The organism is Terriglobus albidus (assembly GCF_025685425.1).
In the GTDB taxonomy this organism is placed as follows: domain Bacteria; phylum Acidobacteriota; class Terriglobia; order Terriglobales; family Acidobacteriaceae; genus Terriglobus; species Terriglobus albidus.
The window spans coordinates 22,391-40,879 of sequence record NZ_JAGTAS010000035.1; the positions used below are offsets into that span (position 1 = coordinate 22,391).

An 18,489-nucleotide genomic window follows, 5' to 3' on the forward strand; every position below is an offset into this window, starting at 1 on the left:
TCCGTTTTCTCTGGCTGACAATGGGGTGACTTATGGCATCGTAGGGAACAGATGCAGCACGGAGGCTGTGTGAACGGTAGAGTCCTGGGTGGTCGTGTGTTTGCCGCGGCAATGATCGCGGTTCTGATAGCAGCAGGTGGTTGTAAGCGAAAGCACGGTGTCGGCAAGACGCTCGAAACCTTCTCCCCGGACTACTCCAATCAGCTGCAGCAGTTGGACGCCACCGGCAATCTGCCCATGCTGCGTTGGCCCAACTACACCGACTACAAGAACTATGTGCAGAACTTCTATGCCATGCGCGAATATCGACTGGCGTGGACACGTGATAAGAAGCCGGTAAAGGCAACCACGGATATCATCCATCTCTTCCAGACGATCGATCGCAAGGGGCTGAACCCGGAAGACTATGATGCCGACCGTTGGCCGCAGCGCCTCGCCGGGCTGTCTTCTGCGTCAGATGATGAGCTGGCAAAGTTCGATATCGCGATGACGGTCTGTACCATGCGCCTCGTTAGCGACCTGCACATTGGCCGTGTGAACCCTCAGCACTTCGACTTTGATGTCAATGCCCTCGGAAAGCGCTACGATCTGCCGACCTTCCTCGCGGAAAACGTTGTCGACTCCGAAGATGTTGCTTCGCAGATCGCATCGGTTGAGCCCAACAGCGACCAGTACCGCGCGACCGAAGATGCGCTCGGCAAATACATCGACATGGCAAAGGCGAATCCGCAGTGGGATCCGCTGCCGGCTGTAGCCAAGCCGATCCTGCCCGGCGGCGAGTATCCCGGGCTGCAAGCCATGTGGCAGCGGTTTACCATCCTGGGCGATACCCAGGGAGAGGCACCTACCGGAAATGCCTATACCCCGCAGGTTGCGGAGGTTGTAAAGCACTTCCAGCACCGCCACGGCCTGGAAGAGAACGGGAAGCTGGGGCCGCAGACAATTGCAGCGCTGAACATCTCTCCCGCATCACGAATTCACCAGTTCCAGGACACCCTGGAGCGCTGGCGCTGGCTTCCGGACGAGTTCCTGAAGGCGCCGCTGCAGGTCAACCTGCCGGAGTTTGTTCTGCGCGTGCATGATCCCGTTACCCATAAGCTCGACTTCAGCATGCGTGTCGTGGTGGGGCAGTTTATCGGCCAGCATCAGACGCCGGTCTTCACACAGAAGATGAAGTACATCGTCTTCCGTCCCTACTGGACGGTGACGACCAACATCGCCCGCAAGGAGATCGCTCCACACGTCGCGAAAGATCCTGGATATCTGGCAAAGAAGAACTTTGAAGCGGTGAACGCGCAGGGCCAGCCGGTGACAAGCTATAACGCTGATTCGATCGCACAAGGCCGCGTGATTGTCCGCGAGAAACCGGGGCCAAAGAACTCTCTCGGTCTGGTGAAGTTCATGTTCCCCAACCAGTACGACATCTACATGCACTCCACGCCCGCGACGCAGCTCTTTGCCAACTCCAAGCGTGACTTCTCACACGGTTGTATCCGCCTGCAGGAGCCGGAGAAGCTCGCTGACTGGGTATTGAAAGATCAACCGGAATGGCCCGAAGAGAAGATCCACGACGCCATGAACAACGGGCCGGACAATAAGACGGTTGTGCTGAAACAACCGCTTCCGGTAGTGATCTTCTACGCTACAGCCCAGGTGGCGGAGGATGGAGATATCCACTTCTACGACGATGTCTACGAGTACGACAAACAGCTGGAAGACGTCCTGCGCAAGGGTTATCCCTACCCCTGGTTCAAAGAAGAAGTAAAACCCAAAACCGCCCCAGGCGAGACAGTTTAGTACCCCCCAATACACTGGGTGCCCCATCCATCGCGTATCGGGGTCCCCAGCGAACTCGTTCGCTGGGGTGAGAACGCGATGGGCGGGACATTCGAGCTTCGCTCGAACCGCCTTTTGTTTGTCATTTCGTAGCGATAGCGGAGAAATCCGCTTCTCTACCGATGGCTTGTCGGAAGCTCAACCGCTGAAGTCAGCTCCTGGGGCGTTGCCCCAGGCTGGTATAGAACGCGCCTTCAGCGCTCCAACTCATTAATCGTTATGCGCCGTACCGTACGTCCACTGCCGCACCGGCCCGACATCCACGTGCACAAACTGTGACACCGGATAATACCCCACACCGCCGGCATGCAGGCTCAACGCAGCCTGACGCAGCTTCGCCGTCGTGACTCCCGGCACACGGATATCGATCGCCTTGGCCAGCACATGTTGCGAGTTCTTCGCTACGCCCGTATCCGCGCTGCGGCCGCGCAGGAAGTTGTTGCTCCACGGCGTGCGATAGCCACAAACGATATCAATCACGTTGTTGGGCCGTCCAAGCCGGGCAAGCAGTGTGTGCAGCACGTCAAACTCTTTCGGGTCGTAGTGGGCAACATCACCCGTGCGATGGTCCCTCAGAAAGCTGTTCAGCTTCGCAATACCCGAGGGCACATACTCGTTGCCGATCTTATAAACCACATCGATGTCCTCGCCAGTATGCAGGTGATGCAGACGCAGGCGGTATTGCTCGAGCGGACGGCTTGGCGCCGGCTTCATACCAGTGGGGAGGTCGTTGGCGTGTGCCGCCGTGCGGGAGCCAAAGAGGATCAGGAGGAGGGCGCTGAATACGGCGCCGCAAGCCAGACGGCGAAACTGCATGAAAAAAGTCTCCGAATGAGGAATGACGATTCGTAAATCGCAATCGGGATTTGGGCTTGCTCTTCCTTTAAGTATACGTTGCCGGGTCCAGCTTTGCGGCGACCTCCTCGGCCCGGATGCATGTGATCAAAATCATTTTGGATCGGCTGGTCTGGCCGCTCTTCAGGATTACTCGGCTTTGCGAAAGCCCCAGTATTTCAGCAAGATAACGCAACAACGCGACGTTGGCTTTGCCCTCGACAGGAGGAGCCGTCAGTGCGATCTTGAGAGCTCCATCGTGCTCGCCGGTAATGGCAGTGCGCCGGGCTCCCGGATGCAGACGGACTGGGAGCAGGCAATCCTCGCCGCTCTGCTGCAGTCGCAGGCTCATGGCTGCGAGTACTCCCGTTGGCCAAAGATGGCTGTTCCCACACGCACGCAGGTGGAGCCTTCTTCGATGGCGACAGTGTAATCGTGCGACATCCCCATGGAGAGCTGGGTCAGGGTAGCGATGCTGCTCTGTGCCCGATCGCGCAGCTCACGCAGATGGCGGAAGTAAGGACGTGCTTCCTCGCCCTGTGCATCCAGAGGAGGGACGGTCATCAAACCCACAGGAATTACATGGCTCAGCGCAGGCAGCGCCTCCAGCAAAGCCGGAAGCTCCTCCGGAGCCATGCCGTGCTTTGAGTCTTCATGCGAGAGCTTGATCTCAAGCAGGATCGGAAGCTTGCGTCCAAGGGCTTGCGCAGCCGTGTCGAGCCGCTGCGCAATGCGTAGCGAGTCAACGGCTTCAATCGTATGAAAGAGTCCCGCGGCCTTGTTGGTCTTGTTCGATTGCAGCGGACCGATGAGGTGCATCTCCATGTCGGGCAGAGAGAGTTGCGCGGACTTTGCCTCCCACTCCTGCACGCGGTTCTCGCCGAAGAGCCTCTGTCCCCCAGCGTAGGCCTCTTCAATCGCCGATGCGGGATGTGTCTTCGAGACGGCCATCAGCGCGACATCGGCTTCGTTCCTGCCGGCCTTTGTGCAGGCAGCGGCAATCTGTTCGCGGACGCGCTCCAGGTTTTCTACGATGGACATATCTCTAGTTTTGCATCTGAGGAAGATATGTGGACGATTCTGCTTCTCATTGGTTCGAACATCTTTATGACTATCGCCTGGTATGGACATCTGAAGCACCGCGACGCCGCGCTGTGGACGGTGATTTTCGTAAGCTGGGGAATTGCTTTTTTTGAGTACTGTTTGCAGGTTCCGGCCAACCGCCTCGGCGCCAGCAAATTCTCTCCTGAACAGCTCAAGGTGCTGCAGGAGGTCATTACCATGTCAGTCTTCGGAGTCTTTGCCGTTCTGTATTTCGGCGAGAAGCTGCGCTGGAACTACTTCGCCGCCTTTGGTTGCCTGGTAGGCGCCGCCTTTTTCATGTTTCACAAGTTCTAAAACATTTTCACTGTTGCCGGGTATCCCGGAAGACGGTGCAGCGGCTTTTCATTGCGGAAAACGCCCATAGATACGGAATCCCCGCACCACACCACAGTGAAAAAGTTCTAGCGGGCAGCACAAAATGTGCCGAAGGCGTCTTATCTGGACGCACGGAGGTGAAAGATGACCTACATGACACGCGCTGCGGTGCTGGGATGTGCCTTGAGCCTGGGCCTGACTGGTTTTGCTCAGGAAACCAGCGAGCAAACCCGCCAGGAAGCCAACAAACAGACCCAGAAGCAGCTCAAGAAAGAAGCCAAGGCTGAGAAGGCCCAGGCAAAGGCAGATAAGGCCAAGCAGAAGCAGCTGAATTCCAGCGAACAGAAGAAAGCCGACAAGGCCCAGGACAAGGCCGATAGGAAGGCAACGGAAGCAGAAATGCCACCGAAGTAGTTGCTGGTCGCTAGTTCCTGGTTGCTGGTTGAAAAACAGAGGCGGATCGAGCTCAGCTCGATCCGCCTCTATCTACCTGCCGCTATACAGTGGTGCCCCCCATCCATCGCATCGCGATGGGTGAATGTTTGGGCGAAGCTCGAATCGGGTGGGAGCCGTGGGCTGAAGCCAGGCTTTCAGCCCACGGTCTATCGGCCATATAGAAATGGGCTTCAGCCCTGGGCTTTTCCTCACGGACAGAGGAGGCCCAGGGCTAAAAGTCCGCCTACTTTTAGGCCTTTATCAGCGGGCTGGAAGCCCGCTGCTCCCACCAGTTTCAGCCATGCTTTTGCGCCTGCGTCAGCGCACCTGCCGTTTTACGATCTGGTTTACTGCTGCAACCGCTCCCGCGCCGTATTCAACCGTCCGATCGCAGGCACATGCTGTGCCGCACTGGCCAGACCGAAGCGTGGCATGTGGGAATAGATCGCTTCATACTGTCCGGCCTTTACCAGGTAGGTCTCGTGAAAGACACCGACAGCCGCGCTCTTCACCACGCGCCGGTTGAACTCGGCCCACGCCGGCAGATGTTCATGATCGCGCGCATGTGCATAGGCATGAAGCTTGTCGAAGCTCCGCCAGTACTGTACCGTCATCACCGTCCGCCAGCCTAGGAAGATCTCGTGCCGAAGAAAGCCAAGCTCCGGCTGGCGATAGAGCTCCTTCAGCATGCGCGGCATCGTCTGTGTGACCGGCATCCATTTGTGTACGGCCCATAGCGAGTTGATGCGCATGCCGATCAGGAAGACGACGAAATCTCCCTCGATCTGTGCGGTGTAGCGTCCCGTATGTACCGCCATAGCTACTCTGCCCTCCATTGAAGTACCACGCCGAATCCATCCGGATCACGCATTTCCAGCTGTCGCATGCCGTACCAGGCCGTCTGCGGAGGCTTACAGGACACGCCCTTTGCCTTTAGCTCCTCGTAGGCGCCATCCACATCCGGACAGCCAAGATAAAGTGTCGTGTCCTGGTGAGCTGCCAGGCGCATGGGATTTTCCAGGTCGGGACGCTGGCCTTCGTCATAAGCCGTGTTCAACATCAAATCCGCGTCGTCGCGCTTGAGCCACGCCCAGTGAAAGCGCTCTGTGCCGTTTTCAACAGCATAGGTCGCGGAACGCTGATGGATCTCAAAGCCGAGGTTGTCGCAGTAGAACCGCACCGACCGCGGCATATCGAAGACTCCCAGAAGCGGACAAAGGCCGCGAATCTCCATGAAGGGACCTCCGTAAAGCATTTTCCCTGCAGGTGCAGAGTAGGGTTTCCGCATCTATGGGCGTTTTCCGCGATGAAAACGCCACTGCACTCCTCTTCCGGGATACCCAGCAACAGGGAAAATGCGATTAAAGCATTTTCCCTGCAGGTGCAGAGTAGGGTTTCCGCATCGATGGGCGTTTTCCGCGATGAAAACGCCGCTGCACTCCTCTTCCGGGATACCCAGCAACAGGGAAAATGCGATTAAAGCATTTTCCCTGCAGGTGCAGAGTAGGGCATCCGCATCTATGGGCGTTTTCCGCAATGAAAACCCCGCCGCACTCCTCTTCCGGGATACCCGGCAACAGGGAAAATGCTCTAAAGGTGCCGACAGGATATCGCGGCCTTATGAATTACCGTCCGTGCTCTTCGAGGAACTTCTCGACTTCCAGCGCGGCCATGCAGCCGGTGCCGGCGGCCGTGATGGCCTGGCGGTAACGGCGGTCCTGCACATCGCCGGAGGCGAAGACGCCGGGAACAACCTGCCCATTCAGGGTGCAGAAGACGTTATTCACCGTCTTGATGTAACCGTCGTCGTCCAGATCGATCTGGTGGCGGAACATCTTCGCGTTGGGCTCATGACCGATGCCCAGAAAGAGACCCGACAATGGCAGGTGATCTACGACATTGGTCTTGATGTTCCGCAGCTTCAGGCCTTTGACGTCCTTCTCTTCTACGCCCAGAACTTCGTCCACCACCGTGCTGGTGCGGAAGACGATGTTCGGATGAGCCATCGCGCGCTCCAGCATGATTTTGCTGGCACGGAAGTTTTCGCTGCGGTTGATCAGCGTCACCTTGGTCGCAAAACGGGTGAGAAAGAGAGCCTCTTCCATGGCCGAGTCGCCGCCGCCCACCACCGCGATCTCCTTGCCGGAGAAGAAGAAGCCATCGCAGGTAGCGCAGCTCGAGACTCCGTGACCGATCAGGGCCTGTTCGCTGGGAATCCCCAACCAGCGGGCCGAAGCTCCGGAGGCGATGATCAGCGTGCGGGTGTGAATCGTCTCCTTGCCCAGGTTCAGCTCGAATGGGCGCTTGGACAGATCGACCGAGACCAGGTGAGCCATCTTGAGCTCCGCACCGAAGCGCGTCGCCTGCTGCTTCATGTTCTCAATCAGCTCAGGCCCCTGTATGCCCTCGGGCCAGCCAGGGAAGTTTTCGACCAGCGTGGTGATGGAAAGCTGTCCGCCGGGCTCATGACCCTCCAGAACGAGAGGCTTCAGGTTGGCGCGGGCGGTGTAGATGGCAGCCGTCAGGCCGGAGCAGCCGGAACCGAGGATGACTGTATCGCGGGTTGTATGGTCGGACATGGCTAAGGTTTGATTGTAAACGGCGTCCGGAAGATTCAAACCAGCCCACGCTCCGCCGCGGCGCGGATTCGGAGCGACAATAGATCCATGGCGAATCTTGTACTTGTCTATGGAATGCGACTTCTGCCCGCTGATGAGATCTCCTCCGTCGGCGATGCCCCCATCGAGCTGAAGAACGGCAATGCGGCCCGAGTGACCATGCATCTGCTGGAGGGCTCCCGCGAACAGATCGAGGCCCAGTTGAAGCAAAGCCTGGATGCTTTCTTCGATTTCTATCCTGAAATTTAGGAGCTCCGCCGGCTGCTACTTTTGATCTGGGGCCGAATAGGAATTGGGTGAGCCGGTAGCACAACCTGTTGCATCGTATTGGTTAGAGCATTTCTCTGTTGCTGGGTATTGCGGAAGAGCGTGCAGCGGCGTTTCCTCGCGGAAACGCCCATAGGATGAGAAGCCGAAGCCCTACACACCCACGGGGAAAATGCTCCAGGGGGTACAGATGGCCGAACGCAAACGGGTGGTTATTCTGGGAGCGGGATTTGCCGGTCTACGCGCAGCGCAGACCCTGGCGAAACAGGCGATGGATATCACGATCGTCGATCGTCGTAATCACCATACCTTCCAGCCGCTGCTGTATCAGGTGGCTCTGGCTGTGCTGAATCCCTCCGATATTGCACAGCCGATCCGTGCAGTCTTCCGCCACAATTCCAATGTCGAGGTGCTGATGGACGAAGCCATTAGCTTCGATCTCGACCGCAGGCGGGTTGATCTTCGTTCGGGTGCACAGCTCACCTACGACTATCTGATCGTCGCCACCGGATCGACGCACTCCTACTTCGGGCGTGACGAATGGTGCAAGCTGGCTCCCGGCCTGAAGACCATCGAAGACGCTGTGGAGATCCGTCGGCGCGTGTTGCTCGCTTTCGAGCTCGCCGAGCGCGAGATGCTCGAAAAAGGCACACACCCGGAGCTGAACTTCGCCATCATCGGCGGCGGACCCACCGGGGTAGAGCTTGCCGGAGCCATTTCGGACATCGCTAAGTTATACATGCGGCGTGACTTCCGCCATATCGATCCATCGCAAGCGAAGGTGCTGATTTTGGAGGGCTCGCCCAGCATTCTGGCGGCATACCCGGAGGATCTCCGCGAAAGCGCCGTCCAGCAGCTCAACCACCTTGGAGTCCAGGTGCTGACCGGGCAACACGTCACCGACGTTCAACCCGGGTACGTGATTCTGGGTACCGGACCAAACGCAAAGCGGATCGACACCGTCGTGACCCTATGGGCCGCTGGCGTGCAGGCCTCACCGCTTGGAAGACTGCTTGGGGTAGAGATCGACCGGCGCGGCTGCGTCCTGGTCGACCAATTCCTCAACCCGAAGAACCATCCGGAGATCTTCATCTGCGGCGATCTGGCGCATGTGGAGCAGGACGGTCGCCAGGTTCCCGGCACGGCACAGCCGGCCATGCAGATGGGCATCCATGCCGCAAAGCTGATCCTCGCCGATCTCAACGGGGAGAAGCGTACCCCGTTCCACTACTTCGATAAGGGCGATATGGCCACCATCGGCCGCAAGGCGGCCATCGCCAAGGTGATCTGGCCCTTCAAGGCCCACATGTCCGGCTTTCCTGCCTGGATCGTCTGGCTGGTGATCCACATCAGCTTCCTTATCAACTTCCGCAGCCGGCTTTCGGTCTTCCGCCAGTGGGCGTACACCTATCTCTTCTTCAAAGATGGTGCACGGCTGATAGTCGGTTCACAGAACCTGCCAGGATGGAATGAGCAGCAGGTCGAAGAGAAGCTCGACCTCAATGCTCCGGAGCTCACCGCAAAACGATAGGAGAAGTCATGGCCCACGCGAAGCTGCTCATGCTGGTTGGCGACTACGTTGAGGACTATGAAGTCATGGTCCCCTTCCAGACCCTCCAGGTGCTGGGACATACCGTCGATGCCGTCTGCCCGAAGAAGAACAAGGGCGAGTTTGTCCGCACCGCGATCCACGACTTCGAAGGGGACCAAACGTACAGCGAGAAGCGCGGCCACAACTTCGTGCTGAATGCAACCTTCGCCGACGTGGACGCTGCGAACTATGACGGCCTGGTGATTCCCGGTGGCCGGTCGCCGGAGTACCTACGGACGGATGAAGCCGTGCTGAAGACGGTGTGCCACTTCTTCGACGCTGGCAAGCCGGTTGCGGCTGTCTGTCATGGTCCGCAGCTTCTTGCTGCGGCGGGTGTGCTGCAGGGCAAAAAGATCAGTGCGTACCCGGCATGTGCTCCAGAGGTCAAGCTGGCAGGCGGATCGTATCAGTCGATTGGGATGACCGAGGCGGTTGTGGATGGAAAGCTGGTGACAGCTCCCGCATGGCCGGCGCATCCGGCATGGCTCTCAAACTTCGAACGTGTACTGCAGACCTATCTTGCTTCCAGGTCGTAAAGATCAAAGCGTTGTCACAGCAGAGCGGGTCCGCGGAGGATGCCGGAACATCCTCCGCGGGAGCTTTGGAGAGAGAAAGCAGGTACTGCTTTGCTTACGCCATCTTCCGGCGTCCGCTCGCGAGCTCACGGACGTGATTCATAAAGATTGAGCGCTGCAGGCTGTCCAACTGGCTGACGTAGCCGGCGATCTCCGCCAGGAACGGGTCAGACATCAGCACGGCAGCCTCATCGCTGCGGCGCGAGCGCGAGTCGCGCAGCAACGCCGAGATATCGACCTGCAGTGCGGTAGCGAGACGCTCCAGCGAACCGAGTGTCGGCATCGCCTTGCCATTCTCAATCTTTGAGATGTAGGTGCGCGGCACGTTCATGCGCGTCGCCAACTGGCGCTGCGACAGGTTGCGGACGCGGCGCAGATCACGCACAGCGGTCGCTACCTGCAACGAGCCTTCCTGGGCCGGCTGCGGCGGAACGATTGCAAGGGGTGCTGGTGCTACCTCGGGCTCATCAGCCTCAAGCGGCTTGTGGCAGCGGCGGCACAGCGCATTTGCCGTCCGGAACTGAACCAGACTGCAGTGATCGCAACGAAGAACTTCCCGCTGTTCGACGGGAGCCATCATGGTTGCCATATTCAATTTGTCGCGAAGTCGCCAGAGCAAGGGACCCGCCCACCCGTCAATGCCTGGACGGAATGGATGTGCCTAGATTGACACCCGGTTACTGCTTAGTCAAGGGGAATCCCGGTGATTATTAGCTAAAACAGGGAGAAAACCCGAAAAAGAACCAAGAAAGTAACTTGTTTCTACAGGCGGAGTAAGCACCTGAGGAAAAGAGGGTAGTTTTCCTACGCTGTCATCCCCGAGTGAAGGCGCAGAGCATTTTCCCTGTGGGTGTAGTGTAGGGATTCCGCATCTATGGGCGTTTTCCGCAATGAAACGCCACGGCACTCCCATTCCGGGATACCAGCAACAGGGAAAATGCTCTAGCCGTAACGATGTCTGCTTTTCAGATGGGAGGCAAATTTCATTACCATGTCTCACATGAATCCATATACCCGCGATCGCGCATGGGAAGTATTGAAGGAGTGGACTGAGTCGGCCAGCCTGATCAAGCATGCACTCGCCGTGGAGGCCTGCACTGCGTTCTACGGCGCCCGCGAGGCAGAACGATTGGGCTTGAGCGGAGACGAGGCCGCGGCATTCATTGAGAAGTATGCTATCGCCGGCCTGCTGCACGACTTCGACTATGACCGGCATCCTTCGCTCGAAGAACATCCCTTCGTCGGTGAAAAAGTGCTCGCCGAGCAGGGCTGGCCCGAAGAGATCCGCCGCGCCATCTTGTCCCACGCAGATTACAGCGGCGTACCGCGAGAAACCCATCTGGAGCGCTCTCTCTTCGCCTGTGACGAGCTCGCAGGCTTTCTGACGGCATGTGCCTTGGTGAAACCTAGCAAATCGATCTTCGAAGTCGAAGTAGCAGGCGTAAAGAAGAAGATGAAAGACAAAGCCTTCGCCCGCGCCGTAAAGCGAGAGGACATGACACAGGGGGCAGAGCTGCTGGGGATTCCTATCGACGATCACATCAGCAACTGCTTGACTGCTTTGCAGGCTCGTGCCGAAGATCTGGGATTGAAAGGAACCGCCGCTTAGTTACCCATACACGGGGTGCCCCATATTCCGGTGTCCCCTTTAGGGATATGGGTGTTCGCGCTACGCGCGAACCATCCACATGTTCGAGCGCCCGGGTGCCCCACCCCTCGCGGAGCTAGGGTGGGCCAGGAAGGCGCGAATTTCAAACAAGCCGAGGAACAGAGCGCTGAAGGCGCGCCCAATACCAGCCTGGGGCAACGCCCCAGGTTTACGACCAACAAGCGTCCAAAGGGCTGAAGGCCCGCTCTATAGTTCAACCGCCTGGGGGAACGAATAACAGCAGATTTCTCCGCCACGCTACGAAATGACAAATCAAAACACGTATCGAGCTTCGCTCGATCTCCCACAGATGCTGCGCATATATGGGGCACCCGATCCTTGGCTTACGCCCTCAATAACGATTTCGTCTCACGCTCCGCAGAGCCCCGCCCCTGCCGCAACATCTGATTCGTCAACAACAATTCCGCCAGCATCTGCCGCAGCCGTTCATTCTCTGCTTCCAACTCTGCCAACCGCGGCATCAGCAGGTCGGTTCTCAATGTCTGTTCATCCACGGTTCGCCTCCTCTTTCTTCGGGATCTCATCGCCGCGTCCCCACGGCCCGCCGCGGTGTCCGGGGTGTCCTGGCCAGCAGCGGCTGCCGCGTAAACCCTCGCGTAACTTCTCCCGCTGCTCCGGAGACATCTGTTCCCAGCGCTCACGCATATGGCGTCCCCAGCGATGGCCGTCATGATGCCTGCGGCCGTGGAAACCGCCAAAGAGCAGCTTGCCAAGAACAAAGAGCCCCAGTGCTTGCCAGTAGGTAATGCGGGGCAGGGCGAAGATCGCCGGCATCAGCGCATTCCACAACAGCATGACCGCAAATCCAACGACCGTTGCAGCCACCACAACGATCAGCAACACCTTCACAACTTTGAATGGCTTTCTCATCGCCTACCTGCTTTCGAATACATCTTTCATCTCTTCCAGCCGCTCCCGCAGATGCAGCACGGCATATCGTTTGCGCGAAAGCAGTGTGCTTACACCGACGCCGGTCGCGGCGGATATTTCTTTGAAGCTCAGCCCGTCGATCTCATGCGCGATAAACACCTCGCGCTGTGCCTCCGGCAATTCATCCAGAGCTTCTTCGATCAGGTCCATCAATACCTCTCGCGCATACGCCGCTTCCGGGCCTGCATCGCGCGACGGTAGCAGATCCTCAAGCGTCAGTGCGCTGTCGTCCACCACCGGCTGCTGCAATGACTCCGGAGTCTTCTTCCGGAACATATCCGTGATCCGGTTGCGGGCCACGGTAAACATCCAGCCGGTGGCCTGTTCCACAGGCCTCATCATCCGATAGGTCTCTACCAGCTCGTAGAAAACCTCCTGCAGAATGTCCTCGGCTTGATCGGCATCCTTCACACGCCGGAGAATGAAGCTGCGTAGACGTGGTTTATCACGCTCCATCGTCTCGGTAAGGAACCGGTCCTGTTCGTCGAGGCTCATCTCGTGCGTCATGCGCTTCGCTCACTCTGTAGAACGAAGCAACTCAAAACATATTGCAGATTTTCTTGTAGAGTATTTTCCCCGTAGGAGTAGAGTAGGGCTTCCGCATCCATGGGCATTTTCCGCGATGAAAACGCCGGCTGCACTGCTCTTCCGGGGTACCCAGCAACAGGGAAATGCTCTAATACTCGGTAGAGATGGCGCGGCCCCTCAGTCCGGAAAAACGCTCCGCCCTGCTGCAGGCGGCGATTCATGAAATTGCAGCCTCAGGACTTTCCGTCTCCACCGCGCGGATCGCGAAACGCGCCGGAGTAGCCGAAGGAACCCTGTTTACCTACTTCGCGACCAAGGAACAGCTTCTCAACGAACTCTATCTTGAACTAAAGGTGGAAATCTATGGCGCCATCCACAACGGTTTCCCCGTAAAGGGATCGCTGCGGGACCGCGCCTGGCATGTCTGGTCGGTCAGCCTGGACTGGGCGATTGCCTATCCTGAAAAGAGATCCGTCTCCATGCGCCTGAATCTCTCCGAAGTGCTGACGGAAGAGACCAGGGCGAAGAGTGCCTCCATGCGAGGAGAGGTAGACAGTGCGCTTGCCGGGGTAGAAGAACGCATCACTGCGAAAGGATTGCCGAAGGGCTTTGCCAGCTCCATGATGGGCGCGATGCAGGATGCAGCCATGGAGTACATTGCCAAAAAGCCTCGCCAGCGCGAAAGTCTGAAAGAGAAGACGTTCGATCTCTTCTGGCGTGCTTTGCAGTAGCAGCGGCGCAGGAGCGGTCATCCAATTCGGTTTTTATCGTCAGGAATTCAGGCCGGGGTGCCCATCCTCGCGGAGCTAAAGCATTTCTCCTAAAGGTGTAGAGCGGAGTTTTGGCAGTTTGCTCCGTTTTTCTTCGAAGAAAAGGGCATTTACAGATCTATCCAACGCTACAGTTTTAGCCAACGCTACAGTTTTAGGAGAACTGCTCTAAGGTGGGCAAGGAAGCCACTACCTTCGAACAAGCCGCTGCTCAAAAGCGCTGAAGGCGCGCTCCATATCAGCCTGGGGCAACGCCCCAGGATAGGTTTCTCCTAAGTGCAGAAAGGGCTGAAGGCCCGCTCTATAGTCCTGCACTGAAATCAGTCCTGCACTGAAATCAAGTGATACACCTAGTTCTCTCCTCGAAGGTATCGCGTGAAGCTCAATCTTCTTTTGATCGTTATTTCGTAGCGATGCGGACAAATTTATTTGCGCATAAATGCGCCACGATGGAGCGGGCCTTCAGCCCTTCGACCATCAATGGGATTCGTGACCTGGGGCGTTGCCCCAGGCTGATATGGAGCGCGCCTTCAGCGCTCTGTCTGCGGCTTGTTCGAAGGTCGTGGCTTCTTTTACCTGTTCTGATTCCCCGAGCGTAGTGCATCCGATCCCGTATCTGCCTCCACTCTCTTTACATCCATGGAATGGACTGAATGTTCTTCAAAAATAAATGAGCAACTACTCACTCATTATGGAGTCTGATCCTGCAGGAGGAATTTTCAAGATGAGTAAGGTCTGGTTGGTAACAGGAAGCGGCAACGGTCTCGGACGGGATATCGTGGAGGCTGCCCTCGCAGCCGGAGATTCAGTGGTCGCCGGTGCGCGGCGTCTCGAAGAACTTGAACCGCTGCTAACCCAGTACGGAGACCTCATCAAGCCGGTGAAGCTGGATGTTCGCGACGAAGAGGCCACGAAGGCAGCTGTGCAAACAGCCATCGATACCTTCGGCCGCCTGGATGTGCTGGTCAACAACGCCGGCTACGGGCTGTTTGCTCCCTTCGAGCAGATCTCCCCGGATGACTTCAAGGGCATTATCGACACCTGCTTTTACGGTGTGGTCTACACCACCCGCGCAGCCTTGCCGCAGATGCGCAAGCAGCGTAGCGGATTGATTTTCCAGGTCTCTTCCATCGGCGGTCGCATCGCTATGCCGGGGAACGCGCCGTATCACGCCGCCAAGTGGGCCGTGGGAGGCTTCAGCGACTCGGTTGCACTCGAGGTTGCACCCTTCGGTGTAAAGGTTTGCACTCTGGAACCCGGCGGTATCCGCACCAACTGGCTTCGACGCGCCGGCGCAGGTCTCCCCAACCTGCTGCCGGAGTATGAGCCTTCGGTTGGCCAGCTCATCGCCCTACGAGACAAATACGAAGGCCACCAGGAAGGAGACCCGAAGAAGATAGCCGCTCTGATCGTGAAGCTGGCCGACAGTGAGGAGGTGCCCATGCGCCTGATCCTCGGGGTCGACGCCGAGATGCGGGTCAAAACGGCGGAAGATGCGCGTCATCAGGAGGCGGAGCGTTTCCGGGAGCTGACGCATTCCACCGTCTTTGAGGGAACGGTACCTTTTGCGGAGCTTCAGACGCGGTAACAGCTTCGAGTAGGCAGGGGCCGCTTAGCGGCCCTGCCCGGAAGTTCTTGTCAACCCAAGCAGTTTGCCAACGTAGCGGTCCACCATGCGCGCGGGCACGATCTTTGGGAGTATCCAGCCCCGAAATTTATGAGGCACCACAGCGTACCTGGCCTTTGGCCTAGCGACTGTAAGCGCCAAATGGATCACTTCGCCCACCCGCTCAGGAGGAAATCCCTGTCTGCCTCCGGTGAGGAAAATCTGTCCAAAACGCTCCAGCGCCGTGGCATATTCCGTTTGGCGGAACTGCTCGATCCCAGTGGCCTCGGCCTTGTCCCAGATGGGTGTTACGACAGCTCCCGGCGCCACGACGATCACGTCGATGCCATGCAGCAACAGCTCCCGCCGCATCGATTCTGAGACAGCCTCCAGACCAAACTTAGACGCAGCATAGGCGCCCAGGAAGGGCGAAGCCAACTTTCCGGAGACGGAGCTGATATTCACAATGCGTCCCGATGGCCCAGTACGGCTGCGATCCGCACCCAACAGGGGAGCAAAGACCTGGCTCAGACGAACCGGGGCCACCAGGTTCACCTCGAGCTGACGCCGGAAGTCATCGATCGGCAGATAGGCCAGTGGACCATGGACGGCAATGCCGGCGTTATTGACCAGTCCCGCCAGTGTTTCTGTGCCGAGTACGGAGCTAACCTCCTGAAAGGCACGCTGGATGGAGGCCTCATCGGTGACGTCCATCAACAGGGGAGTGCACTCTGATGGCAGTTTGTGGAAATCTTCCTGCCGGCGGACCATGCCGAAGACATGAAATCCATGGCTGGTGAGGACTCGTACGGTGGCCAGGCCAATGCCGCTGGAGGCCCCGGTGACGACAATCGATCTGCGGGACATGCCGCCCAGCTTAGAGCATTTTCTCTGTTGCTGGTATCCCGGAAAGGCATCCAGCGGCGTTTTCATCTGCTCATAGATGCGGAAGCCCTGCACTGCACCTACAGTGGAACGCTGTACCGGGTTTGGCCGCACAAAGAGAAACGGAGCGCCATAGGCGCTCCGTGCCTGCGAGAGTGCAAGAAAATCTCTTAGCCGACGACTTCGATACCCATCGAGCGGGCGGTACCCTTGATCGACTTGATCGCGGTTTCTACGGAAGCTGCGTTCAGGTCAGGCATCTTCTGGATAGCGATCTCCCGAACCTGGGCCTCGGTCACCTTACCAACCTTGTCCTTGTTCGGGGCGCCGGCGCCCTTCTGAATACCAGCAGCCTTCTTCAGAAGATTGGCGGCGGGGGGCGTCTTGGTCTCGAAGGTGAACGAACGGTCGGCGTACACCGTGATTACGACCGGAATAGTCATTCCGGCGAGTTCTTTGTTCTGCGTGCGAGCGTTGAACTGCTTGCAGAACTCCATGATGTTAACCTGCGCCTGACCGAGGGCGGGGCCGATCGGCGGCGCCGGGTTGGCCTTACCGGCCTCAACCTGCAGCTTGACGTATCCTTGAACCTTTTTCGGTGCCATGTTGCTTGTCCTTCGTGTCTGCGCGGGCGCAGACGTAAATTTCACTTCCATGCTGACTGCCGCAGGTGAAGCATCCCGCCGTCAGCGCGGCCCAGTGGTAGAAGACACCAGGCAAAACCCTTCGTACTAGACGATCTTGTCGACCTTGGAGAACTCGATCTCGACCGGAGTTGCGCGGCCGAAGATCGAAACCATGACCTTGAGCGTCTGTTTGTCGTCGTTGACGTCGTCCACCGTGCCGTTGAAGTTCGCAAACGGCCCTTCGGTGATGCGTACCTGCTCGCCCTTGTCGAACTTGACCTTGAGCTTGGGCTTCTCCTTGGAGACATCGGCACGGAACAGAATCGAGCTGACTTCTTCTTCGCTCAGCGCTACTGGCTTATCGCCGGTGCCCAGAAAGCCCGTAACCCGCGGCGTGTTCTTGATGATGTGCCACAGGTCGTTATCGAGATCCATCTCCACCAGCACATAGCCAGGCAGGAAGACGCGCTCGATAGTGTATTTCTTACCGTTGCGGAGCTCAGTGACCGGCTCCGTAGGAATCATCACGCGGCCGATCTTGTTCTGCAGACCAAAGGCCTGCACACGGCTCTCAATGGACTCGCGCACTTTGCGCTCAAAGCCGGAGTAGGCGTGGATGATGTACCACTTGAAGTTTTCATTCGACGGAGGCGCCAGCTCAGCGGGGGGAACCTGCTCACCACCGTCGTTGCTGCTGCCTGCCGGGTTCAGTTCTTCTGACATGGATGCCTTCTTCAGAGTGCGGGGAAATATTAGTGCGAGGTCAGCTTATCCAGGACGACTTCAATGGCCCTGCCAATGACGTTGTCCACAATCCAGAAGTAGAAGGCAAAGACAAACACGGTTACGATCACGACGATCGTAGTCGAGCGAACCTCGGTCGGTGAGGGCGCTACTACCTTCTTCAACTCGTTGCGCACGTCCTTGAGAAAGCCGCTCAGCTTTGCCGGCTGCGACTTCCAAACCTGTATTCCCTGGCTTTGCTCTTCTGCCACTGCGACCGCCTTGGCCATAAATGTACCTTCTCGAATCTTTGGCAGGGGCGGAGGGATTCGAACCCCCAAGTTCGGTTTTGGAGACCGACAGTTTAACCGTTGAGCTTACGCCCCTGTGATGACTTACCCCGCCAGACCGGCTTCAGCCTGTCTCTCTGGACGGGGAAGTCTCTTACTTGGTTTCCTTATGCGCGGTATGCTTCCGGCAGAACTTGCAGAACTTCGAGAATTCCAGACGGCCCGTGGTCGTCTTCTTGTTCTTGGTGGTCGAGTAGTTCCGGTTCTTGCACTCCGGGCACTGCAGGGTAACGATCTCGCGCATAATTGCTCTCCTTCACTTGGCCAGCCACCTCGGCTGGCAAGCAGCGATGTCCTTCATCGGACGTTTTACCGCCCTCCCGACACGCCGCGACGCAGGGCGTATGGCCCCTGCTACCAAAATCCTGAGTTTTGTTCCTGGAAGCGAAGCGGTCAGGCCACGCATTCGCCTTGGACTATTATCCACGAAAGCTGCTGTGAGGGGAAGGGCGGAAGCCGAGATTGCTGATCGAAAACGCAATCTTCTGTGGAAGTTTCGTATGCTGCTAAGTCTCTCGAAGCAAAACAAAAGCGGCGAGCTGAAGCTCGCCGCTTTTGTTAATCATTGCGTCAGGCATTTACGCGCGAAGCGCGTCTCCCGCCGTCCGCTTAGACTTACTTGACGATCTCAGCGATGGCGCCTGCACCGACGGTGCGGCCGCCCTCACGGATGGCGAAGCGGAGACCCTTCTCCATCGCAACCGGTGTGTGCAGCGTTACTTCCAGGCTGACATTGTCGCCAGGCATCACCATCTCGCGGCCCTCAGGCAGCTTGACCGTGCCCGTAACGTCGGTCGTACGGAAGTAGAACTGAGGACGATAGTTGG

The 18,489-nt window shown here is 57.8% G+C and carries 24 protein-coding genes, 1 tRNA gene and 1 pseudogene; 9 read left to right on the top strand and 17 right to left on the bottom strand.

Features of this window, described 5'->3' with window-relative positions; all coding sequences use genetic code 11:
- Nucleotides 1-69: 69 nt before the first annotated feature.
- Nucleotides 70-1,797 carry a L,D-transpeptidase family protein gene (locus OHL21_RS07160; protein WP_263416570.1) on the top strand — a complete coding sequence of 576 codons (1,728 nt, stop codon included), beginning with the start codon at nt 70-72 and terminating at the stop codon, nt 1,795-1,797.
- Nucleotides 1,798-2,046: 249 nt separating this feature from the next.
- On the opposite strand, the gene OHL21_RS07165 is transcribed toward OHL21_RS07160, so the two are convergent.
- The 3 genes from OHL21_RS07165 to OHL21_RS07175 form a co-directional block, all read right to left on the bottom strand.
- Nucleotides 2,047-2,652 carry a DUF882 domain-containing protein gene (locus tag OHL21_RS07165; protein ID WP_263416571.1) on the bottom strand — a complete coding sequence of 202 codons (606 nt, stop codon included), beginning with the start codon at nt 2,650-2,652 and terminating at the stop codon, nt 2,047-2,049.
- 67 nt (nt 2,653-2,719) lie between these two features.
- Nucleotides 2,720-3,022 (bottom strand): DUF167 domain-containing protein, encoded by a 303-nt coding sequence (locus OHL21_RS07170; RefSeq protein ID WP_263416572.1) that lies wholly within the window; start codon nt 3,020-3,022, stop codon nt 2,720-2,722.
- Nucleotides 3,019-3,711 (bottom strand): YggS family pyridoxal phosphate-dependent enzyme, encoded by a 693-nt coding sequence (locus tag OHL21_RS07175; RefSeq protein ID WP_263416573.1) that lies wholly within the window; start codon nt 3,709-3,711, stop codon nt 3,019-3,021. The genes OHL21_RS07170 and OHL21_RS07175 overlap by 4 nt, the downstream gene beginning before the upstream one ends.
- 27 nt (nt 3,712-3,738) lie before the next feature.
- On the opposite strand from OHL21_RS07175, the gene OHL21_RS07180 reads away from it, so the two are divergent.
- Entirely contained in the window at nt 3,739-4,068 is a 330-nt protein-coding gene (locus OHL21_RS07180) for a DMT family protein (RefSeq protein ID WP_263416574.1), read from the top strand.
- Between the two features lie 165 nt (nt 4,069-4,233).
- Nucleotides 4,234-4,503 carry a hypothetical protein gene (locus tag OHL21_RS07185; RefSeq protein WP_263416575.1) on the top strand — a complete coding sequence of 90 codons (270 nt, stop codon included), beginning with the start codon at nt 4,234-4,236 and terminating at the stop codon, nt 4,501-4,503.
- Between the two features lie 368 nt (nt 4,504-4,871).
- Here OHL21_RS07185 and OHL21_RS07190 read toward each other — a convergent pair whose 3' ends face one another.
- From OHL21_RS07190 to trxB, 3 genes are all read right to left on the bottom strand, one after another.
- Nucleotides 4,872-5,342, bottom strand: a complete 471-nt coding sequence (locus tag OHL21_RS07190; protein ID WP_263416576.1) for a DUF4188 domain-containing protein — start codon at nt 5,340-5,342, stop codon at nt 4,872-4,874.
- A gap of 2 nt (nt 5,343-5,344) precedes the next feature.
- On the bottom strand, nt 5,345-5,758 hold the full coding sequence (locus tag OHL21_RS07195) for a VOC family protein (protein ID WP_263416577.1): 414 nt from the start codon (nt 5,756-5,758) through the stop codon (nt 5,345-5,347).
- A gap of 391 nt (nt 5,759-6,149) precedes the next feature.
- Complete coding sequence (gene trxB / locus OHL21_RS07200) at nt 6,150-7,103, bottom strand: thioredoxin-disulfide reductase (RefSeq protein ID WP_263416578.1); 954 nt, start codon at nt 7,101-7,103, stop codon at nt 6,150-6,152.
- An 87-nt stretch (nt 7,104-7,190) separates the two neighbouring features.
- Here trxB and OHL21_RS07205 point away from each other — a divergent pair, with 87 nt between their 5' ends.
- From OHL21_RS07205 to OHL21_RS07215, 3 genes and pseudogenes are all read left to right on the top strand, one after another.
- The gene (locus OHL21_RS07205) at nt 7,191-7,391 is read left to right on the top strand and encodes an allantoinase (RefSeq protein ID WP_263416579.1); all 201 of its coding nucleotides are present in this window, start codon (nt 7,191-7,193) and stop codon (nt 7,389-7,391) included.
- Between the two features lie 187 nt (nt 7,392-7,578).
- Nucleotides 7,579-8,940 (top strand): annotated as a pseudogene (locus tag OHL21_RS07210) (NAD(P)/FAD-dependent oxidoreductase); the annotation flags it as partial.
- Nucleotides 8,941-8,948: 8 nt separating this feature from the next.
- A complete protein-coding gene (locus OHL21_RS07215) occupies nt 8,949-9,536 on the top strand; it encodes a DJ-1/PfpI family protein (protein WP_263416581.1) in 588 nt (195 codons plus the stop codon).
- 94 nt (nt 9,537-9,630) lie between these two features.
- On the opposite strand, the gene OHL21_RS07220 is transcribed toward OHL21_RS07215, so the two are convergent.
- Entirely contained in the window at nt 9,631-10,164 is a 534-nt protein-coding gene (locus OHL21_RS07220) for a helix-turn-helix domain-containing protein (protein ID WP_263416582.1), read from the bottom strand.
- 402 nt (nt 10,165-10,566) lie between these two features.
- Between OHL21_RS07220 and OHL21_RS07225 the strand changes: the two genes are divergently transcribed.
- Nucleotides 10,567-11,184, top strand: coding sequence for an HD domain-containing protein (locus OHL21_RS07225; protein WP_263416583.1), 618 nt, complete (start codon nt 10,567-10,569; stop codon nt 11,182-11,184).
- A 383-nt stretch (nt 11,185-11,567) separates the two neighbouring features.
- On the opposite strand, the gene OHL21_RS07230 is transcribed toward OHL21_RS07225, so the two are convergent.
- The 3 genes from OHL21_RS07230 to OHL21_RS07240 are packed head-to-tail and all read right to left on the bottom strand — an operon-like array spanning nt 11,568 to nt 12,681.
- Nucleotides 11,568-11,738 (bottom strand): hypothetical protein, encoded by a 171-nt coding sequence (locus tag OHL21_RS07230; protein ID WP_263416584.1) that lies wholly within the window; start codon nt 11,736-11,738, stop codon nt 11,568-11,570.
- Nucleotides 11,731-12,114: a periplasmic heavy metal sensor gene (locus OHL21_RS07235; protein WP_263416585.1), complete on the bottom strand. Its 384-nt coding sequence runs from the start codon at nt 12,112-12,114 to the stop codon at nt 11,731-11,733. The genes OHL21_RS07230 and OHL21_RS07235 overlap by 8 nt, the downstream gene beginning before the upstream one ends.
- Before the next feature lie 3 nt (nt 12,115-12,117).
- Nucleotides 12,118-12,681 (bottom strand): RNA polymerase sigma factor, encoded by a 564-nt coding sequence (locus OHL21_RS07240; protein ID WP_263416586.1) that lies wholly within the window; start codon nt 12,679-12,681, stop codon nt 12,118-12,120.
- Nucleotides 12,682-12,866: 185 nt separating this feature from the next.
- Between OHL21_RS07240 and OHL21_RS07245 the strand changes: the two genes are divergently transcribed.
- Together OHL21_RS07245 and OHL21_RS07250 are read left to right on the top strand one after the other, a co-directional pair.
- Complete coding sequence (locus OHL21_RS07245) at nt 12,867-13,433, top strand: TetR/AcrR family transcriptional regulator (RefSeq protein ID WP_263416587.1); 567 nt, start codon at nt 12,867-12,869, stop codon at nt 13,431-13,433.
- A 763-nt stretch (nt 13,434-14,196) separates the two neighbouring features.
- Nucleotides 14,197-15,060, top strand: a complete 864-nt coding sequence (locus tag OHL21_RS07250; protein WP_263416588.1) for an SDR family oxidoreductase — start codon at nt 14,197-14,199, stop codon at nt 15,058-15,060.
- Between the two features lie 24 nt (nt 15,061-15,084).
- Here the strand turns inward: OHL21_RS07250 and OHL21_RS07255 are convergent, their stop codons facing one another.
- From OHL21_RS07255 to OHL21_RS07285, 7 genes are all read right to left on the bottom strand, one after another.
- Complete coding sequence (locus OHL21_RS07255) at nt 15,085-16,077, bottom strand: SDR family NAD(P)-dependent oxidoreductase (protein ID WP_263416589.1); 993 nt, start codon at nt 16,075-16,077, stop codon at nt 15,085-15,087.
- A 56-nt stretch (nt 16,078-16,133) separates the two neighbouring features.
- On the bottom strand, nt 16,134-16,568 hold the full coding sequence (gene rplK, locus OHL21_RS07260) for a 50S ribosomal protein L11 (RefSeq protein WP_147649430.1): 435 nt from the start codon (nt 16,566-16,568) through the stop codon (nt 16,134-16,136).
- A 126-nt stretch (nt 16,569-16,694) separates the two neighbouring features.
- Nucleotides 16,695-17,312: a transcription termination/antitermination protein NusG gene (gene nusG / locus OHL21_RS07265; RefSeq protein WP_263416590.1), complete on the bottom strand. Its 618-nt coding sequence runs from the start codon at nt 17,310-17,312 to the stop codon at nt 16,695-16,697.
- 29 nt (nt 17,313-17,341) lie between these two features.
- Nucleotides 17,342-17,602 carry a preprotein translocase subunit SecE gene (gene secE / locus OHL21_RS07270; RefSeq protein WP_263416591.1) on the bottom strand — a complete coding sequence of 87 codons (261 nt, stop codon included), beginning with the start codon at nt 17,600-17,602 and terminating at the stop codon, nt 17,342-17,344.
- Between the two features lie 21 nt (nt 17,603-17,623).
- A tRNA-Trp gene (locus tag OHL21_RS07275) sits at nt 17,624-17,699 on the bottom strand.
- 57 nt (nt 17,700-17,756) lie between these two features.
- On the bottom strand, nt 17,757-17,906 hold the full coding sequence (gene rpmG, locus OHL21_RS07280; RefSeq protein WP_147649427.1) for a 50S ribosomal protein L33: 150 nt from the start codon (nt 17,904-17,906) through the stop codon (nt 17,757-17,759).
- A 371-nt stretch (nt 17,907-18,277) separates the two neighbouring features.
- Nucleotides 18,278-18,489 (bottom strand): EF-Tu C-terminal domain-related protein (locus OHL21_RS07285; protein ID WP_449649502.1); only part of this gene is annotated, 212 nt, incomplete at its 5' end.